Origin of the sequence: Lysinibacillus sp. FW12 (assembly GCF_050817245.1) — a bacterium.
Lineage (GTDB): Bacteria > Bacillota > Bacilli > Bacillales_A > Planococcaceae > Lysinibacillus > Lysinibacillus irui.
On sequence record NZ_CP139094.1, the window covers coordinates 3927403 to 3953128 of the forward strand.

A 25726-nucleotide genomic window follows, 5' to 3' on the forward strand; every position below is an offset into this window, starting at 1 on the left:
TAGACTAAGCTCCCTTCGAGTAATTTGTGTAATATATTTCCTCATACTGTTTTATTCTACAAACAGTGTCAATTTCCCTTGCAAAAAAACACGAATCGCAAAATTGTCGATTCGTGTTTCAATATTATAAAAGACTATATAGTTTAATGTTTTCGTTTTTATCTGCAAACCAACGCATGGCAAATTCATTTTCAAATAGGAAAACAAGATTGTCAAATCGATCTTTCACTAGCATGGATCGACCTGAAGACATAGACTCTTTCACGTCCTCTTCATTTTCAATCCAACGTGCAATTTTTGAACCAATTGGCTCCATCTTCACTTCAACATTATATTCATTCTTCATGCGATGCTCAAATACTTCGAATTGTAATTGACCAACTGCTCCAAGAATAACTTCCTCTGTATGCAATGTTTTATAATATTGAATGGCGCCCTCTTGTACCAGTTGTAAAATCCCTTTATGGAATTGCTTCGACTTCATAACGTTTTTCGCTGTGACACGTACAAATAACTCTGGTGTAAATTGTGGTAATTTCTCAAATTGGAATGTTTTCTTACCACCTACAACTGTGTCACCAATTTGATATGTTCCTGTATCATATAAACCGATAATATCTCCAGCAACGGCTTCATCCACAGTCTCACGGTCATCTGCAAGGAATTGTGTAGATTGTGTTACTTTAAATGATTTACCTGTACGAGATAGTGTCATATTCATACCACGTTCAAATTTCCCTGAAACGATACGTACAAAAGCAATACGGTCACGGTGTGCAGGATTCATATTCGCTTGAATTTTGAAAATGAAACCTGAAAACTCTTCATGTTCAACAGGGTCAATAAATTGCTCATCTTCCGTAATTCTAGGTTGTGGTGTCGGTGCAAATTGTAAATACGTTTCTAAAAATGTTTGCACACCAAAGTTTGTTAATGCTGAACCAAAGAAAACAGGTGTCAATTCCCCACGACGAATTTTTTCCTCTGAATATTGATTCCCAGCCTCATCAAGCAACATAATATCGTCCATTGCTTGCGAATAGTAAGAAGTTACTTTCATCGGGTGCTCCACAGCAAGCTCTCCATTGTCGTCAATTGGTAGGAAACGTTCAGCTTCTTCCGTACGGAATTGCTCTATGCGCTTATTGTATCGATCATAAATACCAAGGAACTCTTTACCCATACCAATTGGCCAGTTCATTGGATAGGCGTGGATTCCAAGAACTTCCTCAAGCTCTTCAATTAGCTCAAGTGGCTCTTTCCCTTGACGGTCTAACTTGTTAATAAATGTAAAAATAGGAATACCACGCATTTTACAAACTTTAAATAGCTTTAATGTTTGTGCCTCGATCCCTTTGGCAGCATCTACTACCATGACAGCACTATCAACAGCCATTAATGTACGATATGTGTCCTCAGAGAAATCTTGGTGACCAGGTGTGTCTAAGATGTTTACTCGTGAACCGTTATAATCAAATTGCATAACTGAAGAGGTAACTGAAATCCCACGTTGCTTTTCAATTTCCATCCAGTCAGATGTTGCAAACTTACCTGTTTTTTTCCCTTTTACTGTCCCTGCGTCACGAATGGCGCCACCAAATAGTAAAAGCTTTTCTGTAATCGTCGTTTTCCCAGCATCAGGGTGACTGATGATGGCAAAAGTACGACGCGATAGTATATCTTTTTCTAAATTTGAATTCATCTCGTCATTCTCCTTTTTTCATACTTAATAATAATAAAAGAAGACTTGCCTTTCGTACAACCTTTTTACATGAAATCTCCAAAAAGAAAACCCTTTAGTTACAACTAAAAGGGTTTCCAAGGATTTTCTCTTTCATTAAACGAATTTTAATCGGCCAGCTTCTATTGCAATTTCTGCATCACTATGTGGGAATTTTGTATTCTCAATGATTTGATAATCCTCATGGCCTTTTCCAGCAAAAATAATCATGTCTCCAGGTTCTGCAACCTCTATGGCATGACGAACAGCCTCTGCACGATCGCCAATACATGCATAATTATCATGAAGCATCCCTTTAGCAAGATCACTTGTAATACTATCATAGTCTTCATAGCGTGGATCATCTGTCGTCAAAATAACATACTCCGCAGCTGACGCTTTCTCAGCCATCGCAGGACGTTTTGATTTATCCCGATTACCACCTGTTCCAACTAAGAATATTAATTTGCCCTTTTTATAAGGCTGCGCTGCTTCAATCGCTTTTTCAATCGCGTCTGGTGTATGAGCATAGTCAATAAACATTTGCACTGGAAGATCTGAACATACTTTTTCCATACGTCCTTTGACAGGTGGTAGTTGTTCAATTTGCTCAATAATAGTTTCCATAGAATAACCTCGTGCATAAAATGCAACCATTGCCGCCAACACATTGTAAATATTGAATTCACCAAGTAAATTCATTTTCACACGATAAATTCCCTCTGGCATTTCCACATCAAATGATGTCATATAATCGTGATATTCACAATTAATGGCACGGAAATCTGCCGTTTCGTTTTTTAAACCATATGTCCACACTGGAAATGGTGTCATCGCTGCATACCGCTCTGACCAGGCATCATCTGCATTTAACACAACAAATTTATTCTTTTCTAAATCTTGTCCAAGTTGGGAGAATAATAAGCCTTTTGCATGGCCGTATTCCTCCATCGTACCATGGAAATCAAGATGATCATGCGTTAGATTTGTAAAAATAGCAACATCATAATCAACACCTGCTAAACGTCCAAGTGCTAACCCATGTGATGAAACCTCCATTGTCATTAACCGACAGCCTTCCATTTTTGCTCGAAAAATCATTTGCTGTGTCGATAGCGCATCACTCGTAGTATTGGCTGATTCATATAAAATACCATTTAAATTAAAGCCAATTGTACCAGATAGGGCGGATTTTTCACCCATCCCATGCATGATATTTTGTATAATCCCTGTGACGGATGTTTTACCATTCGTTCCAGTTACCCCAATCATCGTAATGTCCTTAGAAGGATAATCAAAGAACTTTGCTGCAAGTAAGCCTACTGCGCGATCTGTATCTTTTACAATTACTTGTGCAATCGACTCTCCTAATGGTAATTTTCGTTCCGTTACCACAATTGTTGCGCCACCATCAACAGCTTTTTGTGCATAATCATGCCCATCCACTGTGTAGCCTTTGATACAAACAAACATGCTATTTGGTTGCACACTTCTAGAATCCACTACGATATCACTAACTTGATCTGGCAGTACGCCAATTATTTTTTTCAAAGGTAATGCGCTTAACAATTCCTCTGCATACATTTCATAGTCCTCCAATCAATCTCTACACTCATGTCATCATTTTTGAACATTCGACAAAAAACGACAATATGAATCCCCCCACGTTCTATTGAACTTATTTTACTACTTATTTCACGATAAATAAAATGCCTCCGGTCTGTTTTTTTAACGAAAACGCTTTCATTTGAAGAAAAAATCCTATTTTCCTCGAAATTTTCATTTATAATCACAAATCGGCATTTTTCGACATTTGAAGGATGGTTTATTAGAGAACAATTTTACATGCACATGAGGCTTATAAAGGGAGACATCCAAAGATATCTCCCAAATTAATCTATTTCATAATGGATCGTACAATTTTCACTTTTTGTTTATACGGTGGGAACAATACATTCGTCTCGAGCTTGGAGGATTTCTTTAAGATAGATTTAGGGTGTGTAAAGTTTTCAAAGCTCGCTTTCCCATGGTAAGCTTTCACGCCAGATGGTCCAACGCCACCGAATGGTAAGTGTAAATTTCCAACATGGGTGATGGTATCATTTATACATCCCCCACCAAATGGTAATTCCTCTAAAAAATATTGTATTGCTTTTTCATGTTCCGAGAAGAAATACGCCGCTAAAGGCTTTGGTAACTGACGAATTTGATGAATTGCAAGTGGTAAATCATTATACATCATCACAGGTAAGATAGGACCAAAGAGTTCTTCTTGCATAGATGGACTTGTCCATTTTACATATTCGATGATTGTTGGCTCAACATATAAATCATCACGATCAATTCTTCCACCAAATGTAATGGCATCGCGTTCTTCCCTAATAATTTGCTGTAGTCGATCGAATTGTCTTAAATTCACAATCCGACCGTAATCAGGACTTTTCAAAGGATTTTTGCCATAAAACGAACGGATAGTTTCTTTTAATATTTTCATAAAGCGGTCATAAACATCTTTATGAACAAGCAAATAATCGGGTGCCACACACGTTTGTCCAGTATTTGTGAATTTGCCCCATACTATTCGCTTCGCTGCTACTTCAAGGTTAGCTGTTTGATCGACAATCGCTGGACTTTTACCACCAAGTTCTAAGGCAACTGGTGTCAAACGTTCTGCCGCTGCCTTGGCTACTACTTTTCCTACAGCTACGCTGCCTGTAAAAAAGATATAATCAAATGAAGCATGAATCAGAGCTGTAACTTCTTCTTTCTCACCTTCAACTACACGTACAAAGGAAGGATGGAATGTTTCTTCAATTATTTTTTTGACGATAGAAGCTGTGTGTACAGATGTTTCTGACGGTTTCACAATTGCTGTATTTCCTCCAACAATGGCACCAATCAGTGGCTCCATTACGAGTTGAAAAGGATAATTAAAAGGTCCAATAATTAAAGTAACACCATATGGTTCACGAACGATAAAACTTTTACCCATCTGATATTGAATCGGTGTTTTAACTGCTGTTGGCTCCATCCATTCTTCCACATGCTTCACCATATATGAGATACTATCTAATACAATACCAATTTCTGTTGCATAGGCTTCGAATTCACTTTTACGCAAATCTAAATACAACGCGTTCAATATGTCCTTCTCATATTTTAAAATGGAAGCTTTTAATTTCTTTAACTGCTCTTTTCGAAATTTCGCACTTTTCGTTGCGCGAGAAAAATAAAATTGACGTTGCTCTGTTATCATATTTTCCACATCTTGAGACGTAAAATTCATCAATAAAGCACCCCTTTTTTAAAAATGGCATACATAGTTTTTTCGTTTTGAAACAAACTATCTTTGTCTATACGATACAACATCGAGAGGCAAAAATCCTCTTTCTGCATCAGGGGGTGAACTGGCTTTATGTCAAAATAAATGTTTTAGTTTTTTCATCTCGGGAAATATACAACTACATATTAAAACCGAAACGGGGGCGTAGATGAATGACAACAACAACTGGAACATGGTGGGAGTCCATTTTTTCTGGACCATTATCACATGGAATTTGTGAAGAAAAGATAGCGCTATTGCAAGATGAAGCTTTCTTATATCTCTCTACAACACCTGTAGAGAATGATGAAAATTCAGAAGTTAATTAAAAAAAGCGCATTATAGGGAGGACTATCCTTATAATGCGCTTTTATCATGTTTAAATACTGCTAATTCGATTGTGCGGGTATTCGCCTCACTTCCGCGGGTATTTGCCTCGCTTTCGCGGGTATTCGCTTCGCTTTCGCGGGTATTCGCTTCGCTTCCGCGGTATTCGCTCCGCTTCCCCAAGTATCCAATCCTAACATCTAAAGATATTTAATAAATATTTCGTTGCCAAAATCGTTGTTGAGCAATGGCATCTACAAACTTTTTTGCAAAATCTTTATTACCAGTAGCTAACACAATACCTGGCCCTACATTAGCATTCGACATATTGAAAAATGTTGTGGCAGTTGTAGCGAAACCTATTGGCTTATAATGACGATAGGCTTCATTTATATAATTGACGATATACGTATTGAATTTTGCTTGATTACTTCCCTTAACACCAACAACATATAACGAGTCAAATAATACTGCATCGGTTGTGATAAAGGTGTCACTAGCCGTTAATTGAACACCGTTATTACCTGTGACAACACCTAAACGATCAGAGATAATACTGTAGCGTACACCTTGTCTTGTTAAGTATTTTAATACTTCACCGACCTCATTGGCATCAAAGCCATCCCCAATTAAGACCCCTACTTTAAGTGTGTATGGTAATTTAATCGTATTGGCTTGACTAAGTGCAGGTGAGGAGGCAGTAACCTTAGACTGTTCTCCAGTAGGGCGATTTACACCGACATTGTCCGCAACAATTGTAGCCATTTCTTTATCCACACGGACAAACATATCGACTACCTGCTGTCGAACTGCTTTGCTTTTTACTTTTCCAACTTCAAAGCTAAAGGCATCGATAATATGTTGTTTTTCGGGTGGGGACATACTGTTCCAAAATAGTCTTGCTTGTGAAAAATGATCATCAAAGGATTTACTTCGTGCTCTTGTAATTCGTCCCTCAACTTTTTCCTCATAATGAACGTACCCTCCTTCTCGTGCAGTAGAGGTAGCAGGCGTATTATTTGCTAGGGAATTTTTATGATAACTAACTCTTCCTAAGTTAATCGTCTGTCGACTAAAGCCATTTCGCTGATTATTGTGAACGGGACAAATCGGGCGATTAATAGGAATTTCTGTAAAGTTAGGTCCCCCTAAACGAATCAACTGAGTGTCTAAATAAGAGAAGAGTCGACCTTGTAACAGTGGATCATTGGTAAAGTCAATGCCTGGAACAACATTCCCTGGATGAAACGCAACTTGTTCTGTTTCCGCAAAGACATTATCCACATTGCGATTTAATGTCATCTTGCCAATTTTTTTCACCGGTACAAGTTCCTCTGGCCAAAGCTTTGTCGCATCTAAAATATCAAAATCAAATTTAAATTCATCCTCTGGTTCAAGTATTTGTACACCTAACTCAAACTCCGGGTAATCTCCAATTTCAATGGCTTCCCATAAATCACGTCGTTGAAAATCCGGGTCCTTCCCAGCAATAATTTGTGCTTCATCCCACACGAGAGAATGCACACCTAACACAGGCTTCCAATGGAATTTAACAAATCTTGATCTTCCTTTATCATTAACAAAGCGGAATGTATGCACACCAAATCCTTCCATCATGCGGAAGCTTCTAGGAATTGTTCGATCAGACATATGCCACATAATCATATGGGCAATTTCCTGATTGTTCGCCACAAAATCCCAAAACGTATCATGGGCTGAGGCTGCTTGTGGCATTTCATTATGTGGCTCTGGCTTGACAGCATGAATTAAATCAGGAAACTTCATGGCATCCTGAATAAAAAAGACTGGAATATTATTCCCTACTAAATCATAATTTCCTTCATCCGTATAAAATTTCGTAGCAAACCCGCGTACATCACGAGCTGTATCCATTGACCCCAAACTCCCTACTACTGTCGAGAATCTGACAAAGACAGGCGTTTTCTTTTTGGTATCCTGTAAAAACTTTGCCTTCGTATACTCTTTCATCGATTCATACAATTCAAATTCACCGTGCGCCGCAAATCCCCTTGCATGCACGACACGCTCTGGAATACGTTCATGGTCAAAATGGGTAATTTTCTCTCGAAGATGAAAATCCTCCATAATGGTTGGTCCACGAACTCCAGCTTTAAGGGAATCCTCATCATTGGACACCCTTAGCCCTTGATTCGTTGTCATTTTTGTTCCATCGTTCTCAACACGAAACGGCTCTAATTGATGATCCTTGGCATTTCCCTCTATATTTTTACGTTGATTTGGCTTTGAGTTATCCACGCAATCCCCTTTCAGTCATTACTACTATCGCTCCATATCCACTATATGTTTTTAAAAAATAAACATGCCTTCATTCGACAAAGCTCTCCTTCAAAAATAAAAGAGTAGGTTTCTATTCAAAAATAGAAAACCTACTCATCCTTAAAATATGTATCGTATCATTTCATGTATGTTACAGTAGGGGTTATCACGGCTCTCCGTCTTTCGAAGAGCCATCATGTCTGTGCAATTTTTAATGGCTACCTCATGTCGTAATGCTATGGGCGCAATGACGGACTCATCAGCCTTATGACGAAAATAACGACTGACGCCTAGATGCTGTTCCATTTTGTCATTTAAGACCGCACGAGGATACTTTTCTGTACTGTCAACTTCCTCAAAGTGCAAGAGTAACCACAATTCAAATGCTTCATTTGTATAGGCAATATGAATATTTTTTTCCGCGCAAAATTGATTGACTTCCTCTAATTGCCTTTCGGTTAAATCATCCTTATCAAATACAATCCAAACCTCATCAAAATATTGATAGCTAGAATCTCGATAAGCATGTTGAGCAAGCTTAATTGCGGAACGTTTGACGTTTTTTATTTTGACACTTACCATTTTAGAGCGTTTTAATATACGCATTTGTTCAAAATAAATTCTTTCTGTTTCACCTTCACAATAAATTAAAACGGTTTTACGTAATGTTCGGCTCCCTTGTTGACGTATTCTCACGGCTCCGATACCTCCGCTTCTTTTAAGTATTGGTCAGATAAATACTCATTGATGATAGGCGTTGCACCAAATTCCCCTTTTAGATAACGTTTTGCATATGAAAGATCTCCACGTTTCTTTTGTAAGTCTGCAAAATCAAATAAAGAGTACAGCTCCGATTCATTTTTAAAACTTTTATTCACAAACCAAATTTGGTCTGAGCGCAGCGGCTGATCTAGCAGTTCTATTTCATGACTGGTCACAATAAATTGATTATTCCTATTACGATGGCTGTTCATAATAGCCATTAAAAACTCACAAATTGATACATGGAATGCCGTATCAAATTCGTCTATCAGAATCGTCTTTCCTTTATCGTAAGCATCCACCATTACACATGCTAAATGTAGCATTCGCACTGTACCTTTTGAATCCATTGTCCAATTAATCGTTTCTGTCCCTATCGGTGCACCGACTTCGTCAAATGATAAATAATGTAAATCAATATCTACTTCTTGAATGACTTCTGATGAATCAAATTCATAGCCGATCGTATTTTTCTCTCTGCGTTCCACACGTCTAGCTGTGACGTCTTGGATTGACAGATCTGCAATTTTTAGTAGTTTGATTACTTCCTTTTTAAAGGGTTCTTCTTCAAGTTTACGAATCAGAGGATGACTTGATAACCGATTTGCTTCATCAAGAAACAGAATTTTATGTAAAAACCAATCGAATATTTTTAAAGCATCTGGATCATTAAATACATGTAATACTGACAAAAAGGCGGTATTGTTGCGAGTATATTTTGTCAATTCCTGTGCTGTTGTTTGGGCTGTTGTATACGCATACTGTGTACCATCCCATTGTCTACTAAACAACTCCTCTTTTAATGACTTGCTTGTTTTCACAAGACGCTCATAGAGAACTTGTGATGCATTGTACTGGATTTCATAATCATATAAAGCCCCGTCTAAAAAAAGTGATATCATAAATTCTGTTGGTTTACCTTGCTGCCGCCCTAGCTTAAATGGTTGATAGGGTAGACGTAACTGTTTTACATTATTTAAATTTTCAAAATTAAATAGTAAGGTACGTAACACTTTTATAGCCGTAAATAGATTAGATTTTCCACTGCCATTTGGACCAAAAATAAATGCACTTTTCACAAGGCGCAGTGATTCAAACTGCATTGTGTGGGTATCCTTCCATTTTCGCAGACGACTGCCCGCTACCATTGAAAATAATGTATCATCTTTATAACTTAAGCAATTTTTTACTCTAAAATCTACAAGCATCCGTAAACCTCCGTCCACAACCATTTCTTTAATGAATTATTATACTATAGACATTGAAAAAGACATATTACGCAATGTAATATGCCTCCATTTTGAAGCGCCTTTAGCCACTTTTTTGTTGAATTTCTGCTAGTCTTTCATTTTCGATTGCTTGCAATGTACGTTCAATTCCCTCTGCAAAAGAAGTTTTAGGTCTCCAACCAATGGCCTTGGCCAATTTATCATTATTTAAGAAAGAATGTTCAATATCTCCTTCTCGTGCTGGGGCATATTGAATCTCAAGTGGATGATTTAAATGTTGGAGAAGTAAAATAACTTGGTGAATAGACCAAGCTTCATTTGTGGAAACATTATACGTACCTTGTAAACGGGCGGATACACCAGCATAAATAGCATCTGCTATATCATCGACATAAATGAAATCACGCGTTTGTTCACCATCACCATAAATGGTAAAGGGTTTCCCCTCCATACTGCTTTTTAACATACTTGGGATCACTGCTGCGTCGCCTTGCATTGGTTGTCTTGGCCCGAAAACATTAGCGAATCTGTAAATAAGAATAGGTAAACGATAATCTTTTTGCCATTTTTCACAATAGGTTTCGCCAATGCTTTTATTTAATCCATACATAGATATTGGCTCACAGACATCTGATTCTTCTAATGGCGGATAATGACTATCCCCATAAACAGCTGCCGATGAGGCAAAGACAAAGTGCTGAATTTTATATTTGGATGATAAAAAAAGCATTTGGCTAAGTCCAACTATATTTGTCAAAATATCTTTTACTGGCTCTTGGATGGATTGTTGTACGCTCGTTTGTGCTGCACAATGGACGACCACATCAAAGTGAATTTCTTTAAAAAGGTGTTCACAAACCTCATCCTCTACATTTAAGAGATAGGATTTATGCTCAAAGTCAACATTTCGCAAATGACCCGTACTTAAATTATCAATAATATAAACCGTGGCACCTTCTTCAAAAAAACGCCTTCCTACCGCACTCCCAATAAAACCATAGCCACCTGTCACTAATACATTCATCCTATCGCCCCCAAAAACAATATGATGATTTATATGCAGTATTTACTAAAAATATGCAAGAAACTTATTTGATAGTAATTTTTCCCACAATAGTATTACTAGACATTTTATTTAATAACCTTCTATGTTTTTATATAAAAAAAGCATGCTTGAATATTATTTCAAGCATGCCCGAATCCCTATTATTAAGCTGGGTTAATTTCTAATTCAACAGATACTTTAATATCTTTACCAACTAGAACTCCACCAGTTTCTAAAGCTGCGTTCCAAGTTAAGCCAAAGTCTTCACGGTTAATTGTTGTTTCAGCTTCGAAACCATATACTTCTTGACCCCATGGATTTGTACCTTTTCCATTGAACTCTGTATCAAATGTTACTGATTTTGTAACGTCTTTAATTGTTAAATCACCAGTTACTGCATATTTATCGCCTGATTTTTTAGTAATGTTTGTAGATTTAAACGTAATTGTTGGATATTGTTCAGCATCAAAGAAATCTGCTGCTTTTAAATGATTATCGCGATCCTCACTTCGCGTATTAATGCTTGCTGGATCAATTGTAAAGCTAATGTTAGCCGTTGTTAAATCTGCAAGATCTGTTGCTTCAATATCTGCTGAGTAGCTGTCAAATACACCTTTAACTTTTGATACCATCATGTGCTTCACTTGAAAGTTAATTGCTGAGTGTCCTAAATCAATATTCCATTTTGCCATTTTAAATTCCTCCAATAAGTTGATTTTATCTCGATTTCGAGATATATTTTAAAATATGAAGCAACTACATAATTTATGTTACCCAAAATTTAATAGGATAAACATTTGTAGTTACTTTATTGTAAGAAACGAATGTAATTAATTACTTTCTGTAACCTACTATATATTAATAATTAAGTTACGTCAAGTAATTAAATAAAATTATTTAAAAAGGATGTCCGAATTTTCGGTACATCCTTTATCTTAGATTTTATTGCCTTGTATTATGAGACGATTCTCACTTTCCATCTTTAAATTTAAAATAAGACATTATTTACTTAGCAAAAATCTCAAAAATACCTATCATAATAAGCAACCATCCTGATATCGCTGTTGAATGCTTACCAATAAACGTTTTTGAAAGTAAAGAGCCGCATCGACTACCCACTCCCACCGTTATAAACGAGAACACACCAATCGAAATAACAGTCCAAAGGGCAGATATACCATTAGCTCCAATAGCAATGCCTCCTGCTAAACAATTCGCTGATAAAATGAAGCCTAGTGCCATCGCCTCTCGAGTTGAAATCACTAAGTTTTTATCTTCATCAAATAATTCAGGATTTCCAGCTATCCGTTGATTAGAAAAATTTTTGGACATCAAGGTCCATATACCAATTACACACAATAGTAAACTTCCTAATAAATTGGCAGTATGCGGTGAAATATATTCAACAACCGTGCTGCCAGCTGTTACTGCAACATATGTGATAATCATTGACATGATAGCAATCACAGCATTTGATAAAATCGGAATTTTAACTTGTTTAACTCCATAAGCCAAGCCAATCCCCAAATTATCTAAATTTGCTGCAATTCCTATTAGAATAATGGTAACCCAATGCATACTAAGCCTCCTCAAAGCCCAATCTCCATTTTCACCTATCATATGTTAACGCTTGAAATATTTATGGGCAGCCCAATATAGCGTTCGTCGAATCTCATCTTAAAGGCTGAGTTATTTGAAAATTGCAATTTGACAAAAGTAACAACTTGTATATAAACTTAAGTTGTTACTTGTTAATTTAATTTTCACTAGAAAGTAAGAAAGGATGGTAAGGGTATATTTATGAGATATTTGAAATTATGGAAAATAGGATTAGCTATAGCATGTCTACTAGTTTTAACTGCATGTAGTTCAGCAGGTGCAGATTCAAAAAGTAGTAATAAAAATGCAATAAACTTAGCCTATGTTGAATGGGATACTGAGGTAGCTTCTACCCATGTAATAGGACAAGTTTTAGAGGATTTAGGATATGAGGTGACATTGACACCACTCGATAATGGCATTATGTGGGAAGCACTTGCAAACGGAGAAGTCGATGGTATGGTATCTGCCTGGTTGCCCCAGACACATGCCCCACAAGTAGAGAAATACAAAACTAAGATTGATAATCTAGGAGAAAATCTAACGGGTGCAAAGATTGGCTTAGTTGTTCCGAGCTATATGGATGTAGATTCAATTGAGGATTTAACAAACCAAGCTAATCAAACTATTACTGGTATTGAGCCAGGAGCTAATATGATGGCCACAACGGAAAATGCTTATAAAGAATATAAAAATCTGGAAGGCTGGAATGTATTGACCTCTTCAGCTGGGGCAATGACGGCGGCCTTGAGTCAAGCCATCACTAATAATGAAGAAATTATCATTACTGGCTGGTCACCACACTGGATCTTTAATGCATACGATTTAAAATATTTAGACGATCCAAAAGGTTTATATGGTACGGAAGAGTATATTGGTACCTTTGCTCGCAATGGCTTAAAAGAAGATTCCCCTGAAGCCTACAATGTCCTTGATCGTTTCCACTGGACCCCCGAGGATATAGAAAGTGTGATGTTTGATATTATGGAGGGAATGAGTGCCACGGAAGCTGCAAAAAAATGGATTGACAACAATCAGGACAAAGTAGCCGATTGGACACAAGACGCAAAAGCATAAATGAAAAAATCCATTTACTAATCACTAGTAAATGGATTTTATGTTGTTAAAAAGGATGGTGTCACTGCAATAAAGAACGTTTGGCAAGACAGGTTAATTTTCGTTCAGCCTTTAGTCAATGACTTCTGGATGGAAGCCATCTTTTTGGAAGTAATCATCATGTGACCAAATAGTTAACTTTGCCTCTTGTGCCTTTTGTTGAATAGCTCTGAAATCATCTTCAAATGTTTTATTTGGTTTAAGAATATACCGTACCACAGCAAGACCTTCATCTAATAAGGACTCCTGCAAGAGCTAATTTTCTGTTTCGGTTCCAACAACATTCGCCTCATTTGTTTTTACAGCATTTAGCTGGGCATCGCTTTTTTGAGGAAACAGTCATGAGAAGTTGAATTTTCCGTTTGGCACCATTAATATTAGTGGCTTTCTTATTAACTTTTTTTAACCCACCACTTATTATTATAGTAGGAAATTCTTTAAATAAATATTTTATATTTGTACATATTTTACCTAGACTATGCCCTTTATGATTTTTCAAGGTAAGAATTTTAATTGTTGTATATTTTTCTACATTTTAAAATGAAGAGGTGTATTTAATGAACCTAAATCTCAAAGCATTGTTTCCTTCATATCAGTATTATCGAACAAAACCAACTCAGCTACCAAATAGCACTTTCATTTTCTATCATCATCAAACTAAAGAATGGTTTTCTGTCTCCAAGCATGAGGTTACACAGCGAGATTACCAATGGCTTACCGTTTTCTATACTGAAGTTACCTCGTCACTATTTCAGTCATCGGATACTTGGTACAACTTTATTTATTCAAATGGTAACATACCATCTAATTTATCCTTTAACAAAGCTCGAATTATTCAACTAACTTTTATAAACGAAAACCCTCCTTTAGAGGAATTAAAAGAAGCACTTTATAATTTTTTTCAGGAAGATACGATATTAATACAAGTTGCTACTAATCATTTTTTACTTATGGAACCTGCGAGTCGTTCAATGAATGAGAAAGAAGATTTCATCGCACTTATTCGTACCATTGAAACAGATTTTTATATCAGAATCCATTTGTATGTGGGTGAGTATTATGAAATCAACAAAGAGTTCCCAATTAAATTCCAGAGAGAAGCTCAATGGTTCAAGGAATGCTTAAATTTAAGATTCGCTGAACCTTATTATTCATTTCAATCAATATTTCCTATTTTTTTAATACAACAATTGCCTGTTTCTATACTAAAATTTATAGAAGAACAAATTATTATACCTTTGAAGTCTGACAAAGAATTACTTGATACTGTTAAAACTTTTTATGAATGCGGTTTAAATATTACGTTGACATCCAAGGAACTACATATGCATCGCAATACATTAACTTATCGTTTATCAAAATTCCAAGAAATTACGAATATTAACACGAAAAATTTAGATGGTGCTATACTTGTTTACTTTGCTAGTTATCTTTGGTCATCTTTACAAAATGCACAAAATTAATTGACTGAAAATTATGCATTTTAAACATTGGTTTTCTTCTTCACTTTCTTTAAACTGTAAAAAAAGAACAAAGGGGATTGAACATGGAGAAGATTATACTTAATAATATTTATAAAATATATGACGGTGGTGTAACGGCTGTATCCGACTTTAATTTAACTATTCAAGATAGAGAGTTTATTGTACTTGTTGGTCCCTCGGGTTGTGGGAAATCAACAACATTGCGTATGATAGCCGGCTTAGAAGAAATTTCAGAAGGAGATTTTTTAATTGATAACAAGAAAATGAATGATGTGCCTTCAAAGGAACGTGATATTGCAATGGTTTTTCAAAACTATGCACTCTACCCACATATGACGGTATACGACAACATGGCATTTGGCTTAAAGCTTCGAAAATTTTCAAAACAACAAATTAAGGAACGTGTCCACAATGCTGCAGCCATTCTTGATTTAGAAAATTATTTAGATCGCAAGCCAAAAGCTTTATCTGGAGGTCAGAGGCAAAGAGTCGCCCTAGGTAGAGCAATCGTCCGAGATGCTAATATTTTCTTAATGGACGAGCCATTGTCCAATTTAGATGCAAAACTACGCGTACAAATGCGTGCAGAAATTACCAAACTTCATCAGCGTTTAAAAACAACTACAATTTACGTAACACATGATCAAACAGAAGCAATGACAATGGCAACACGCCTTGTTGTGATGAAGGATGGTATTGTTCAACAAATCGGTACGCCTGAAGAAGTATACGGCTTACCTGAAAATAAATTTGTTGGCGGTTTTATAGGCTCTCCATCAATGAACTTCTTTAAAGGGTTTTTCCATGAAAAGGGATTTCAAATAGGTAATATTTTATTAACTATTCCAGCAGAAAAATCTAAGTTATTAAAAGAACAAGGCTATTTACAAAAAGAACTGATTCTCGGCATTCGTCCGGAGCATATTTATGAAAATTCTTCAGTAATTTCTGAACTGCCCCTATCGTCTATCGAAGCTATTATTGAAGTATCCGAATTAACGGGTGCTGAGCTGATGTTACATGCACAGTTAAATGGACAACCCTATATTGCACGTGTTAATTCTGATAAAAAAATCACACAAGGTCAAGTCGTAAATCTACTAATTGATATGTCTCGGGCGCATTTCTTTGACTTAGAAACAGAAAAACGGATTCGTTAGGAGCAATAAATTGCACAAGTATTATCTTCAAAGATAGGGATTCAGACAAATTGTCTGTTCCCCTTCTTCGACTTTTTCAACTTAAACTGGTTTACAAGTTGTGCTGGTCCAATTTTAGAAAATAACCAATAATTATTTTCACAACAAATATTTTTCCCTTTCTAGATGAAACTTTGCTAGTACTTTTTATTAGAAAAGACAGAAATTAATCAACAAAAGCTTTGATAATAAAATTTTAACTATTTTAACAAAGATTCAAATGCTACCTCTTGTGAAATAAAATACAATTTTCTACACATTATAAAAAAAGATATAAATCCTATTAGCTTCAGCAATAAATAAAAAACCAACTTTCTCAATACTTTTGAAAAAGTTGGGTTAAATTTTCTTATTCGTGTAAATCTCTATTTTCCTTAAGTATCTTTAAGGTAAAATCTATACTATGCTTTTTTATTTCAAGGCTGCACCGTATAGTCCAGCATCACTTTTATGAATACTGCTACCTATAATTTGTTCTTTTCCCTCAAAAGGTGTGTTTAATAATCGTTGCTGAATCTTTTCTTTAATCTGCTCTATAATTTTCGGGTGGTGATTAAAAAAACCTCCACCTAACACTATGCTATGAGGGTCAAGCATCAAAATCATTTGATGCAATTGTTTAACCATGCAATAAATTAATTGTTGCAAAATCTTATCGATGATAGGGTCTCCTTTGTAATAGAGTTCCATCATATCTTTTAATCGGATTTCCGAATTCCCCAGTAACGTTCTTCCCAACTTTTCTATAGCAGGTCCTGCGACACTTTCTTCTAATGTTTCTCCATTTTTACCTACGATATTAAAACCTATTTCACCAGATAATCCTGTTCCTCTTAGAAATTCGCCATTTACTACAGTACAACATGATATTCCAGTACTTAATGTTACATATATCATTGTTTCTTTACTAAATCCTCTAGCATTATATTCTCCCCAGGTTGCCATGTTAACATCGTTATCAATCATTATCTGCGCATGTGCAAAAATTTCAAACAAACGCTCATAAATCGGGAAATTACTCCACGGTATATTATTTTGATAAACCGCTAGACCTTTTTGTATATCAACAATCCCAGGTACACCAATACATACTTTAGAGACTTCATTAAATGAAATTTGCTTCTCTAAACAGAGAATTTTAAAACTATCAATTAAACACTGGTATAAAGCTTCCCTATTTGAAACGTCACTAGGTACATCTCTTTTAATTACTAACTGCTGGTTTTGATTGAATAAAGCCGTGGCTAATTTTGTTCCACCAACATCTGCTACTAAGATATTACCCATTATTCCACCGCCAGTCCCTCGCTAGAAATTTCAATTTTCTGAAAGTAAAAGTTATCCTTATGCCTAAAATTCAATGACTATGCGTTTGTTATGATAGATTTACGACTTGCGTTAAATTACGTGGCTTATCTGGATTACAACCTTTAAATATAGCACTTTGATAAGCTATTAGTTGGAAGTATGGAACAGCTTCTACTAGTCTATTCAAATCATCTACTTGATTTGATAAATTGAGAATTAAATCTGCTTGTAATTCTTTTGAAACTATACCTATGACAACAACAAAACCTCCAAGCTTTTGAATATCTTTTATTAATGCCTGATCATATTCCTTAGTTTCATTTTGTGTAAATAAAATCACAACTGTTTCATGATCTACAATAGAAATTGGACCATGTCGGAATTCTAAATTTGAGTAGCTTTCGCATTCAGTTTGTGTCATTTCCTTTAGCTTTAATGTCGCTTCTTTAGCCAACCCATTATATGCACCTGATCCTAAAAATATAAAACGTTTTTTTGTGGCATCCTCTGTTACCTGTAATAGCTGTTTTCCATTACCTAATGCCGATTTAACAAGTGCAGGAATTTTTTCTAGTTGTTCCATCATATCCGTTCGTCGGCTAATTTTCGCTGCATATAATTGGAGAGCATATAACATATTAGAAAATGATTGAGTCATTACAACACTTTTTTCTGATATATCATTTAAAGCGATTAATTCATCTGTCAATTTAGCCATAGGAGTGTCACCATTACATGTAACTGCCATAGTACGTATTTTTTCGTCACCTTTTAGATGTTCTAATGACATAATTATTTCCGAAGTTGTTCCGGAACGTGAAATTCCAATAATAAGATACTTTTTATTCTTTAGAATATACGTTTCAGTGTGTAAGAATAATTCAGATGCAGGTACTGCAATAGCAAACTCTCCAGTAACAGCTTGATAATAACGTGCTGCTGCAATAGCTAAATAAAATGATGTACCACATCCGGTGAATAGAACTACATCTACAGCACTTTCATTAAATGTAATTGATTGAATAATATCTTTTGTTTTTTTTAACTTTTGATCTTGTGTCATAATCTCATTGTAAGTGTACATAAACAAATCCCTACTTCTCTTATATTTTAGTTATTTGTATTTCGTCTAAGAGTCTTTCAACAGCCTCTCGTTGTACTCTAGCAATCTCTTTATTCTCTGCATTCGCAGAACCACATGCAACAGCCCATTTATATGCCTCTGTATGGTCTGCACCAAGAGAGAGTTTATAAATAAGCCCTCCTAAAAAGGCATCGCCACTTCCAACTGTATTTTCAACATGTATTTGTGGTGCATTAACTTTGTAAATCCCTAACGAATTAACAAATAAAGCACCTTGCTCACCCAATGAGAAACACACATGTTCAATTCCCAATTTTTGTAGTTTTATACCAGCTTGAACTAAGTCTTCTTGAGTCAGAACTGACTTACCAATCAATTGAGTAATTTCATCCTCATTAGGCTTAATAATGAATGGTAATGCCTTAACACCTTGTCTCAAAGCATCTCCACTTGTATCAAGTGCGACTCGAATACCCTTTTCCTTTAATAAATGGATAATTGTCGCATATGCTTTTTTTTGTACACCTTTAGGTAAGCTTCCTGACAACACAAAATAAGTGGCATGTTCGGCTTGTTTCACAACCCAATTAAGCATTTTCTGCCATTCATGTTCTTGAATAGTTGGTCCTACCTCTAAAAGCTCCGTCATTTCCTTCGTTTGCTGATTAATAATGGTTAAACAAATTCGATTTTCTTCCTCTATTTGTATGAATTCTGTTTGTAAATTTTCGTCCTGTAAAAGTTCAGTTATTTTACTCCCGTTTAATCCGCCTACAAAACCGCCAATAGTCACTTCACCACCAAGTGCTACGATAACACGGGCTACGTTAACACCTTTCCCCCCACCTTGTTGTGACTTCTGTAATACACGATTAGTCTGACCAACCATTAAAGAATTTACCTCATGCACTTTGTCAATAGCAGCGTTTAAGGTTAATGTAGTAATCATTTTTGTAACATCACAATCTTTTGCTCTACTAATTCAATTAAAGATTCACGTGCTGGAAGGAAATATTTTCTTGGATCATTTTCTGTTGGATTATCATTAAAAAAAGCTCTTAATTGCTCAGCAAACAAGTCCTTTAGTTCCGTAGAAAAATTAACTTTTGCAATGCCATAATTCAAGGATTTACGCACATCTTCTTCTGGCACTCCAGATGCTCCGTGCATGACTAAAGGAACATTTGTAGAACGATAAATTTTTTGTAAAAGATCAAATTGCAATTTTGGCTTTTGTTTATACTTACCGTGTGCTGTACCAAATGCTGGGGCAAATGATTGAATTCCTGTAACCTTCACAAAATGTTCTGCTTCCTTTGGATCAGTAAAGAATGCAGTCCCCTCATTTACGCTCAAACTATCTTCGACACCACTGATTGTCCCCAACTCCGCTTCAACAGGCACATTTAAAGCACTTGCAGCTTCTACTATTTTTTTAACCAATATAATATTTTCCTCATAAGGTAAGGAAGAACCATCAATCATCACAGAGGTATAACCTGCTCGTAAACATTCCATAACAACCTTATAAGACTCACCATGATCCAGATGTAATGCTACGGGTACTTTTGCCTGTTCAGCTGCTGTTTTTGCAAGTGCAATCATATAAGGCATCTCTACATATTTATAGGTACTTGAAGTTGTTTGCAAAATTACAGGTGCACCTACTTTTTCTGCTCCAGCAATTACTGCTTTTATAATTTCTAAATTATGTGCCCCAAAAGCCCCTATTGCATAGTTATTTTTATAAGCGTCTTCTAACATTTCTTTAGTTGTCACTAATGGCATAATAGAATTCCTCCCTCAATGGGTTGTTGGTATAATTGAAAATATAAAAAGATTAAGCAAGCTATATTAATTTAATTCCGTATAAAATCGACAACGGTCTCCTCTTACAATCGAAATACAGAATTCAACTGGTTTTCCTGAAGTATCAAATGCAGTCCTTTCCAATAATAAAGCAGGTTTTCCAACATCTGTTTTCAATAAGTGCGCTTCATCTTTATTAATAAGTACAGGTTCAAAAGCTTCTCTAGCCCTTACAACAATAACGTTAAACCGTTCTGCTAATAAGCTGTATAAAGAAGAAGTAGTTACTTCTTGTAATATTTCACTATCCTTAATAATGCTTAAAGGTAAAAATGATGATTCCAAAATAATGGGTTCATTATCTGCAAATCGCAAACGCTTCATTTCTACCACTTGTTCGTTTTCCTCTAATTCTAAATTGATTCTAACCTTAGTCGAGGGATAAACCTTCTGTATGTCTAACACTTCATCTCTAGGATTTAAACCTTTTTCCTGAATCATGCGACTAAAACTGTAAAATCCACCAAGAGATTGTTCAAGTCTTGGCTTCGAAACGAAAGTCCCTTTTCCTTGTATACGATATAATTTCTCTTCCTTTACTAATTCCTCAATTGCTTTTTTTACTGTATTTCGGCTAACTCGAAACATTTCCATTAACTGATTTTCTGAGTCAATTTTATCACCCGGTTTCCATTCACCTGATTGAATTTTCGCAAATAAAATTTGTTTTAATTGGTGATAAAGTGGGATTACACTGGATTGATCTAACAAATGCATCTTTTTTCCTTCCTTCTCTAGGTTTTGTAATCAATATACCATCTATATAAAAAGATGCCTATTGATATATCAATCCTTTTCAAAGGCAAGTTTCCCTAAGCAAAAAGTTTTCTCCACTTCTCCTTCTTCATTCAACCAAACAACATCTGCATCTTTTCCAACAGCAATAGACCCTTTACGATTGTCCAACCCTAAATGGACTGCTTGGTTCAAAGAAACAAGACGAATTTGTTCAACGATTGAAAGTGAAAGACACTCTTCTATGTTTTTCCTTGCCGTATTCATATTCAATACACTCCCTGCTAAGGATCCCGTTTTATGTTGAATACATTGATTATTGATTACTTCTACTTCATTGCCGCCTAAATCATACATACCATCTGGCATTCCCTTTGCACGCATACCATCTGTAATAACTAGCAAACGGTGTAAGCCTGTCATTTTGTAAACCATTCGTAGTAAATCTTTATGAAAGTGGATATTATCTGGAATTACTTCAATATACACATCTTCTGATAAAAGTACTGCTCCTACAACTCCCGGATCACGATGATGAAGACCACTCATACCATTAAATAGGTGTGTTACATGAGTAATACCAGCTTTTAATGCATGGATTGCTGTATTATAATCGGCGTCAGAGTGACCAATAGATGCAATAACACCTTTACTGTTTAACTCTTGAAGTAATGCAAAGTTGTTATCTTCCTCAGGTGCAAATGTAACAAGACAAATTAATTGAGTGGACTTATCGTACAAATATTTAAATTGTTGTACATTTGGCTTTAAAATAAATTCTTCTGATTGAGCGCCTTTTTTAGCTCGATTAATAAATGGACCTTCTAAGTGAATTCCTAACATTTCAGCTACTGCTGTAGGTTGATTGTTATAATAATAGGAAAGCGCCTCAATAGCCGCTTCAATTTCTGACAAAGGGCCAGTCATCGTTGTTGCTAAAAAAGCTGTTACACCTTCACTTGCTAAATGCTTTGCAATTTTAGAATAACAAATATGGTCAGCATCCATAAAATCATGTCCTAAAGCACCATGTACATGGATATCGATCATTCCTGGAATAATATAGCCTTCTAGTCGACAATCTATCACATTCTCTATCAATGCTAGTTGAGGACAGTTTTCCATTATATCAATTTCAGCGATTTTTCCATCTAATAATTCAAGGAATGCATTGTTTAAAATTTGATTTTCCAAAACAATATTAGCATTAATAATAAATGTGCTATTCATGAGGTTACCCCTCCCCCAGAACAGTTTGATAGATGGGTTTGTTCCTCTAATTCTAATTCTTTCTTAAACATCTGGGATGATATCCAAGATAAAAATAATGCAGTTAAACTAATACCAAAAAACGGTAATAGGCCAGGAATCAAACTATAAATTTTATATAATATAGCAAGTCCTACGATAGTGCTAATCATTTGTAATGGATAAGCTATACTAAATATGATCGAAGCAGTAAAGTACCGTAATGTTGGCAAATCATAATAGGTGTATAATTGGAAAATATTAACTATAATAATACCGAAAAGAATACTAATTGTAATAATCGAAGTTAGTAACAATAAACCAAGTATGCCATGAAATGATGTGATAATTTGGAAGTTAATAGATAAAAAATATCCAAAAACCAGTAAGATAATACCTATTTTATTGGATGGAATAAATTCTACTTTATATGTATTCCAAAAGATTTTAACTAATCATTTTAAGACATCTTCCCCTTGTAACCTTTTACGTAAAGTGGTAAACATTGCGACGGTTGCTGGGGATATTCCAAATAAAACAAGTCCAAGTAAAGTGAGGCCTGTCCATAATAACTGTAACACTGCTAACAATGTGATCCACTCTACTACCCAGTACAATTTTCCTTTCCATCCTCCAAATACCATGTACTTTACCTCCTAACGATAGAGATTCAATTCAAACACAACTTTATATCATGCATATTATATTTTAAGTCTGAAAAGCTATAGCTTATCAACCACTAGATACACCAATAATTGAAGGTTTAGAAAATGAGGGTCACATAGGCCTTATTAACAAAAGTGAACATTTGGCTTATGCGACCTACTACATCTTGAGCTTGAAGGAAAACCTGTACCTAGTTATTTTGAACGGTTATATGCCCCCTGTGCTACTTCTAGATATTCTTGTAATCCCATCTTCTCAATTGTTTTCTTGTAGTCATTCCATTTATCAAAGCTTTCTTTACCTGTAATAAAGCTTGCCGTCATTTCATTTACATACGTTTGAATGTCTGTTAAAACTGCCGACACTCGATCATTTTCTTCTACTGTATAGTTCAACCCTGGAATAATTTCCTCATCCTTCAACGCATATGGCATTACTTGATTAGCATTATTAATAGAATTTTCTTTCGCCTCTGCACCTTGGAAATATTTTTGTGTTACAATTCCAGGATAATAACCGCCCGGCCATGTTAAATAATCACTGATCGCTTGATCTAAGTTTTTGCCATCTGGATTGTTCGTAATATCCTTTACGTATTGAATAGTACCATCGGCATTTTCTTCATAAGTGACACCCTCAAAGCCCATAAAGAACATTTTAGTCCCTTCATCACCATATAAATGATCAATCCAGCGTACCATCGCTTCTGGATTTTTTGCTTTATCTGTTAAGACAAACATTCCTAAATTCCCAAGACCATTAGTCATCGCAGTAAATTGTCTATCTCCATTCGGTCCTTCTAAAACATGTGCACCAGTATAACCATCTAATTTAAATAACTCTTTTGGGTCCACTTCACTAAGCATACCAAACGTTCCTTTAGCTGCTTCTGCCGCAAATTTCTGAGGCTCTGTCGTAAATACATCTTTATTAATTAAACCTTCTTTGTAAAGTTTATTTAAGAACTCAAGTAATTGTTTATATTCGTCTGTCGTTGGCACGAAACGAAATTCCTCAGTACCTTCTTTAAAGTCTAAGTTCACATTCATCGTTCCTTGTTTATTCAAACCAAATGAACCTCTTAAATAATAAATAATTTGTTCGATACCATAGCCAGTCCCCCAGCCTTGTTCATCCTGTAAACCATTTCTATTTGGGTCATTTTCTTTAAATGCTTTCAATACTTTATACAAATCATCTGTTGTTTCTGGGGATTGTAAACCTAGATTATCAAGCCATTTCTGGTTAATCCATGGTGCCCCTACACGCAGTGATGTAAATTTCGGATCGTAAATTGTAGGGAAGCCATAAATTTTTCCATCTGCCATCGTCACACCTTGTTTTACAGATGGGTATTCATCTAATAGCTTTTTAAAATTTGGAGCATATTGTTCAATATAATCATTTAACGGTAAAAATACGCCTTGTTGACCATACTTGATTAAATCAGTTTTCGAAAATGCTGATGCAAAAAATATTTCTGGATAATTTCCCGCAGCTAAAAGCAAGTTCTTTTTGTCCGCTAATACTTCTGTTTGAACCGTTGTCCAATTAATATGGATGTTAGACATTTTCTCGTATTCTTCCCATAACATTAGATTGTTCCAATCTTGCGATGCGAAAAATTTTGCAGCAAAACCGTCTACTTCTATTTTCTCTTTTGTAATCGGCATACCCGTTGCATTCAAGTTATCAATATTGCCGGTTTTTTCTCCAGTTTCTTTTGTGTCAGAACATGCTCCTAGTAAACTCGTAGCTAACAGCAGGCTTGCAGCTAAACCATAAACATGCTTCTTCTTTATTTTCATTTTAATTCGCTCCTATTCTTTAACCTTTTAATGAACCAATCATTACACCTTTTACAAAATATCGTTGTAAGAATGGATAAAGCATTAACATTGGTAGGTTAGCAACGATTAAAACTGCGTACTTTAACCCTTCAACGCTAAGTTTTTGAGCTAAAAAGCTTTCTGACGTGGCTTTAATCATATCGTCAGCTTGTCCTTGAATTAAAATTTGCCTTAGGATAAGTTGAAGTGGAAACTTATCTTGATCTTGTAAGTAAATCAATGCTTGAAAATAAGAGTTCCAATGTCCCACTGCATAAAATAAAACCATGACAGCCATAACAGGTAATGATAGTGGTAGTACAATACTCCATAAAATACGGAAATTCCCCGCTCCATCAATCATGGCAGATTCCTCTAACTCATAAGGAATGGACTGGAAAAAAGTCCGCATAATAATGATGTTCCATACAGCTACAGCATTCGGAATAATCATGACCCAAAAAGTATTAATCATGCCTAAATCACGAATTAATAAATATGTTGGAATAAGTCCCCCACTAAAGAACATTGTGAATACCATAAATGCCATAATAAAGCCTTTTCCTTTTAAATTTCTACGAGAAAGTGGATAGGCTGCACAAATTGTCATGAAGATATTTAACAATGTTCCAAAAAATGTGTACTTCAGTGTGTTAACAAATCCATTGGTAATATCAGGATTTTGAAATACTTTTTGGTACGCCTCCACTGTAAATTCCTTTGGCCATAACCATATATCTCCCGAGATTACGTACTCTGGATTACTTAGGGAAGCACTCAAAACAAAAATAAGTGGGTACAATACAACAAGTGCTACAATTGCTAAAAAAATATAATTAAAGATTGTAAACGCTCGATCGCCCTTTGATTCTTTCATTTTAATCTC

General features: G+C 35.5%; 22 protein-coding genes and 1 pseudogene. 4 read left to right on the plus strand and 19 right to left on the minus strand.

Features of this window, described 5'->3' with window-relative positions:
- Positions 1 to 124 precede the first annotated feature (124 nt).
- The 3 genes from SJW71_RS20315 to SJW71_RS20325 all read right to left on the minus strand — a co-directional run bounded on the left by SJW71_RS20315 (position 125) and on the right by SJW71_RS20325 (position 5006).
- Complete coding sequence (locus SJW71_RS20315) at positions 125 to 1702, minus strand: peptide chain release factor 3 (protein WP_312504803.1); 1578 nt, start codon at positions 1700 to 1702, stop codon at positions 125 to 127.
- 135 nt (positions 1703 to 1837) lie between these two features.
- Positions 1838 to 3304 carry a UDP-N-acetylmuramoyl-L-alanyl-D-glutamate--2,6-diaminopimelate ligase gene (locus SJW71_RS20320; protein ID WP_274795729.1) on the minus strand — a complete coding sequence of 489 codons (1467 nt, stop codon included), beginning with the start codon at positions 3302 to 3304 and terminating at the stop codon, positions 1838 to 1840.
- A gap of 313 nt (positions 3305 to 3617) precedes the next feature.
- The gene (locus SJW71_RS20325; protein ID WP_274795728.1) at positions 3618 to 5006 is read right to left on the minus strand and encodes an aldehyde dehydrogenase; all 1389 of its coding nucleotides are present in this window, start codon (positions 5004 to 5006) and stop codon (positions 3618 to 3620) included.
- A gap of 209 nt (positions 5007 to 5215) precedes the next feature.
- Between SJW71_RS20325 and SJW71_RS20330 the strand changes: the two genes are divergently transcribed.
- Positions 5216 to 5371 carry a hypothetical protein gene (locus SJW71_RS20330; protein WP_274795727.1) on the plus strand — a complete coding sequence of 52 codons (156 nt, stop codon included), beginning with the start codon at positions 5216 to 5218 and terminating at the stop codon, positions 5369 to 5371.
- Positions 5372 to 5579: 208 nt separating this feature from the next.
- Here the strand turns inward: SJW71_RS20330 and SJW71_RS20335 are convergent, their stop codons facing one another.
- The 6 genes from SJW71_RS20335 to SJW71_RS20360 form a co-directional block, all read right to left on the minus strand.
- Complete coding sequence (locus tag SJW71_RS20335) at positions 5580 to 7646, minus strand: catalase (RefSeq protein ID WP_274795726.1); 2067 nt, start codon at positions 7644 to 7646, stop codon at positions 5580 to 5582.
- Between the two features lie 141 nt (positions 7647 to 7787).
- Positions 7788 to 8363, minus strand: coding sequence for an RloB family protein (locus tag SJW71_RS20340; RefSeq protein ID WP_274795725.1), 576 nt, complete (start codon positions 8361 to 8363; stop codon positions 7788 to 7790).
- Positions 8360 to 9637 carry an AAA family ATPase gene (locus tag SJW71_RS20345; protein ID WP_312504808.1) on the minus strand — a complete coding sequence of 426 codons (1278 nt, stop codon included), beginning with the start codon at positions 9635 to 9637 and terminating at the stop codon, positions 8360 to 8362. Before SJW71_RS20345 ends, SJW71_RS20340 begins: the two co-directional genes overlap by 4 nt.
- 103 nt (positions 9638 to 9740) lie before the next feature.
- Positions 9741 to 10682 carry an NAD-dependent epimerase/dehydratase family protein gene (locus SJW71_RS20350; RefSeq protein WP_312504810.1) on the minus strand — a complete coding sequence of 314 codons (942 nt, stop codon included), beginning with the start codon at positions 10680 to 10682 and terminating at the stop codon, positions 9741 to 9743.
- A gap of 185 nt (positions 10683 to 10867) precedes the next feature.
- A complete protein-coding gene (locus tag SJW71_RS20355) occupies positions 10868 to 11395 on the minus strand; it encodes a YceI family protein (RefSeq protein WP_274795722.1) in 528 nt (175 codons plus the stop codon).
- Positions 11396 to 11708: 313 nt separating this feature from the next.
- Complete coding sequence (locus SJW71_RS20360) at positions 11709 to 12281, minus strand: manganese efflux pump (RefSeq protein WP_274795721.1); 573 nt, start codon at positions 12279 to 12281, stop codon at positions 11709 to 11711.
- A gap of 222 nt (positions 12282 to 12503) precedes the next feature.
- Here SJW71_RS20360 and SJW71_RS20365 point away from each other — a divergent pair, with 222 nt between their 5' ends.
- Complete coding sequence (locus tag SJW71_RS20365; protein WP_312504814.1) at positions 12504 to 13379, plus strand: glycine betaine ABC transporter substrate-binding protein; 876 nt, start codon at positions 12504 to 12506, stop codon at positions 13377 to 13379.
- Between the two features lie 111 nt (positions 13380 to 13490).
- Here the strand turns inward: SJW71_RS20365 and SJW71_RS20370 are convergent, their stop codons facing one another.
- Positions 13491 to 13670, minus strand: coding sequence for a thermonuclease family protein (locus SJW71_RS20370; RefSeq protein ID WP_322611332.1), 180 nt, complete (start codon positions 13668 to 13670; stop codon positions 13491 to 13493).
- Between the two features lie 305 nt (positions 13671 to 13975).
- On the opposite strand from SJW71_RS20370, the gene SJW71_RS20375 reads away from it, so the two are divergent.
- Both SJW71_RS20375 and SJW71_RS20380 read left to right on the plus strand, forming a co-directional pair.
- Positions 13976 to 14881: a PucR family transcriptional regulator gene (locus SJW71_RS20375; RefSeq protein WP_313469351.1), complete on the plus strand. Its 906-nt coding sequence runs from the start codon at positions 13976 to 13978 to the stop codon at positions 14879 to 14881.
- Between the two features lie 83 nt (positions 14882 to 14964).
- Positions 14965 to 16062 carry an ABC transporter ATP-binding protein gene (locus SJW71_RS20380; RefSeq protein WP_431811430.1) on the plus strand — a complete coding sequence of 366 codons (1098 nt, stop codon included), beginning with the start codon at positions 14965 to 14967 and terminating at the stop codon, positions 16060 to 16062.
- Between the two features lie 450 nt (positions 16063 to 16512).
- On the opposite strand, the gene SJW71_RS20385 is transcribed toward SJW71_RS20380, so the two are convergent.
- From SJW71_RS20385 to SJW71_RS20425, 9 genes and pseudogenes are all read right to left on the minus strand, one after another.
- Positions 16513 to 17388, minus strand: coding sequence for an ROK family protein (locus tag SJW71_RS20385; protein WP_313469356.1), 876 nt, complete (start codon positions 17386 to 17388; stop codon positions 16513 to 16515).
- Between the two features lie 88 nt (positions 17389 to 17476).
- Positions 17477 to 18472, minus strand: a complete 996-nt coding sequence (locus SJW71_RS20390; protein ID WP_431811431.1) for an SIS domain-containing protein — start codon at positions 18470 to 18472, stop codon at positions 17477 to 17479.
- 40 nt (positions 18473 to 18512) lie between these two features.
- Positions 18513 to 19442 (minus strand): 1-phosphofructokinase, encoded by a 930-nt coding sequence (pfkB, locus tag SJW71_RS20395; protein WP_431811432.1) that lies wholly within the window; start codon positions 19440 to 19442, stop codon positions 18513 to 18515.
- Complete coding sequence (locus SJW71_RS20400) at positions 19439 to 20281, minus strand: class II fructose-bisphosphate aldolase (RefSeq protein ID WP_313469362.1); 843 nt, start codon at positions 20279 to 20281, stop codon at positions 19439 to 19441. The genes pfkB and SJW71_RS20400 overlap by 4 nt, the downstream gene beginning before the upstream one ends.
- 66 nt (positions 20282 to 20347) lie before the next feature.
- Positions 20348 to 21079, minus strand: coding sequence for a GntR family transcriptional regulator (locus tag SJW71_RS20405; RefSeq protein ID WP_313469364.1), 732 nt, complete (start codon positions 21077 to 21079; stop codon positions 20348 to 20350).
- Positions 21080 to 21148: 69 nt separating this feature from the next.
- Positions 21149 to 22327: an N-acetylglucosamine-6-phosphate deacetylase gene (gene nagA, locus SJW71_RS20410; RefSeq protein WP_431811433.1), complete on the minus strand. Its 1179-nt coding sequence runs from the start codon at positions 22325 to 22327 to the stop codon at positions 21149 to 21151.
- Positions 22324 to 22989 (minus strand): annotated as a pseudogene (locus SJW71_RS20415) (YesL family protein). The gene nagA and the pseudogene SJW71_RS20415 overlap by 4 nt, the downstream one beginning before the upstream one ends.
- 216 nt (positions 22990 to 23205) lie before the next feature.
- Positions 23206 to 24819 (minus strand): extracellular solute-binding protein, encoded by a 1614-nt coding sequence (locus SJW71_RS20420; protein ID WP_407132914.1) that lies wholly within the window; start codon positions 24817 to 24819, stop codon positions 23206 to 23208.
- 19 nt (positions 24820 to 24838) lie between these two features.
- A complete protein-coding gene (locus SJW71_RS20425; RefSeq protein ID WP_313469372.1) occupies positions 24839 to 25717 on the minus strand; it encodes a carbohydrate ABC transporter permease in 879 nt (292 codons plus the stop codon).
- Positions 25718 to 25726 lie beyond the last annotated feature (9 nt).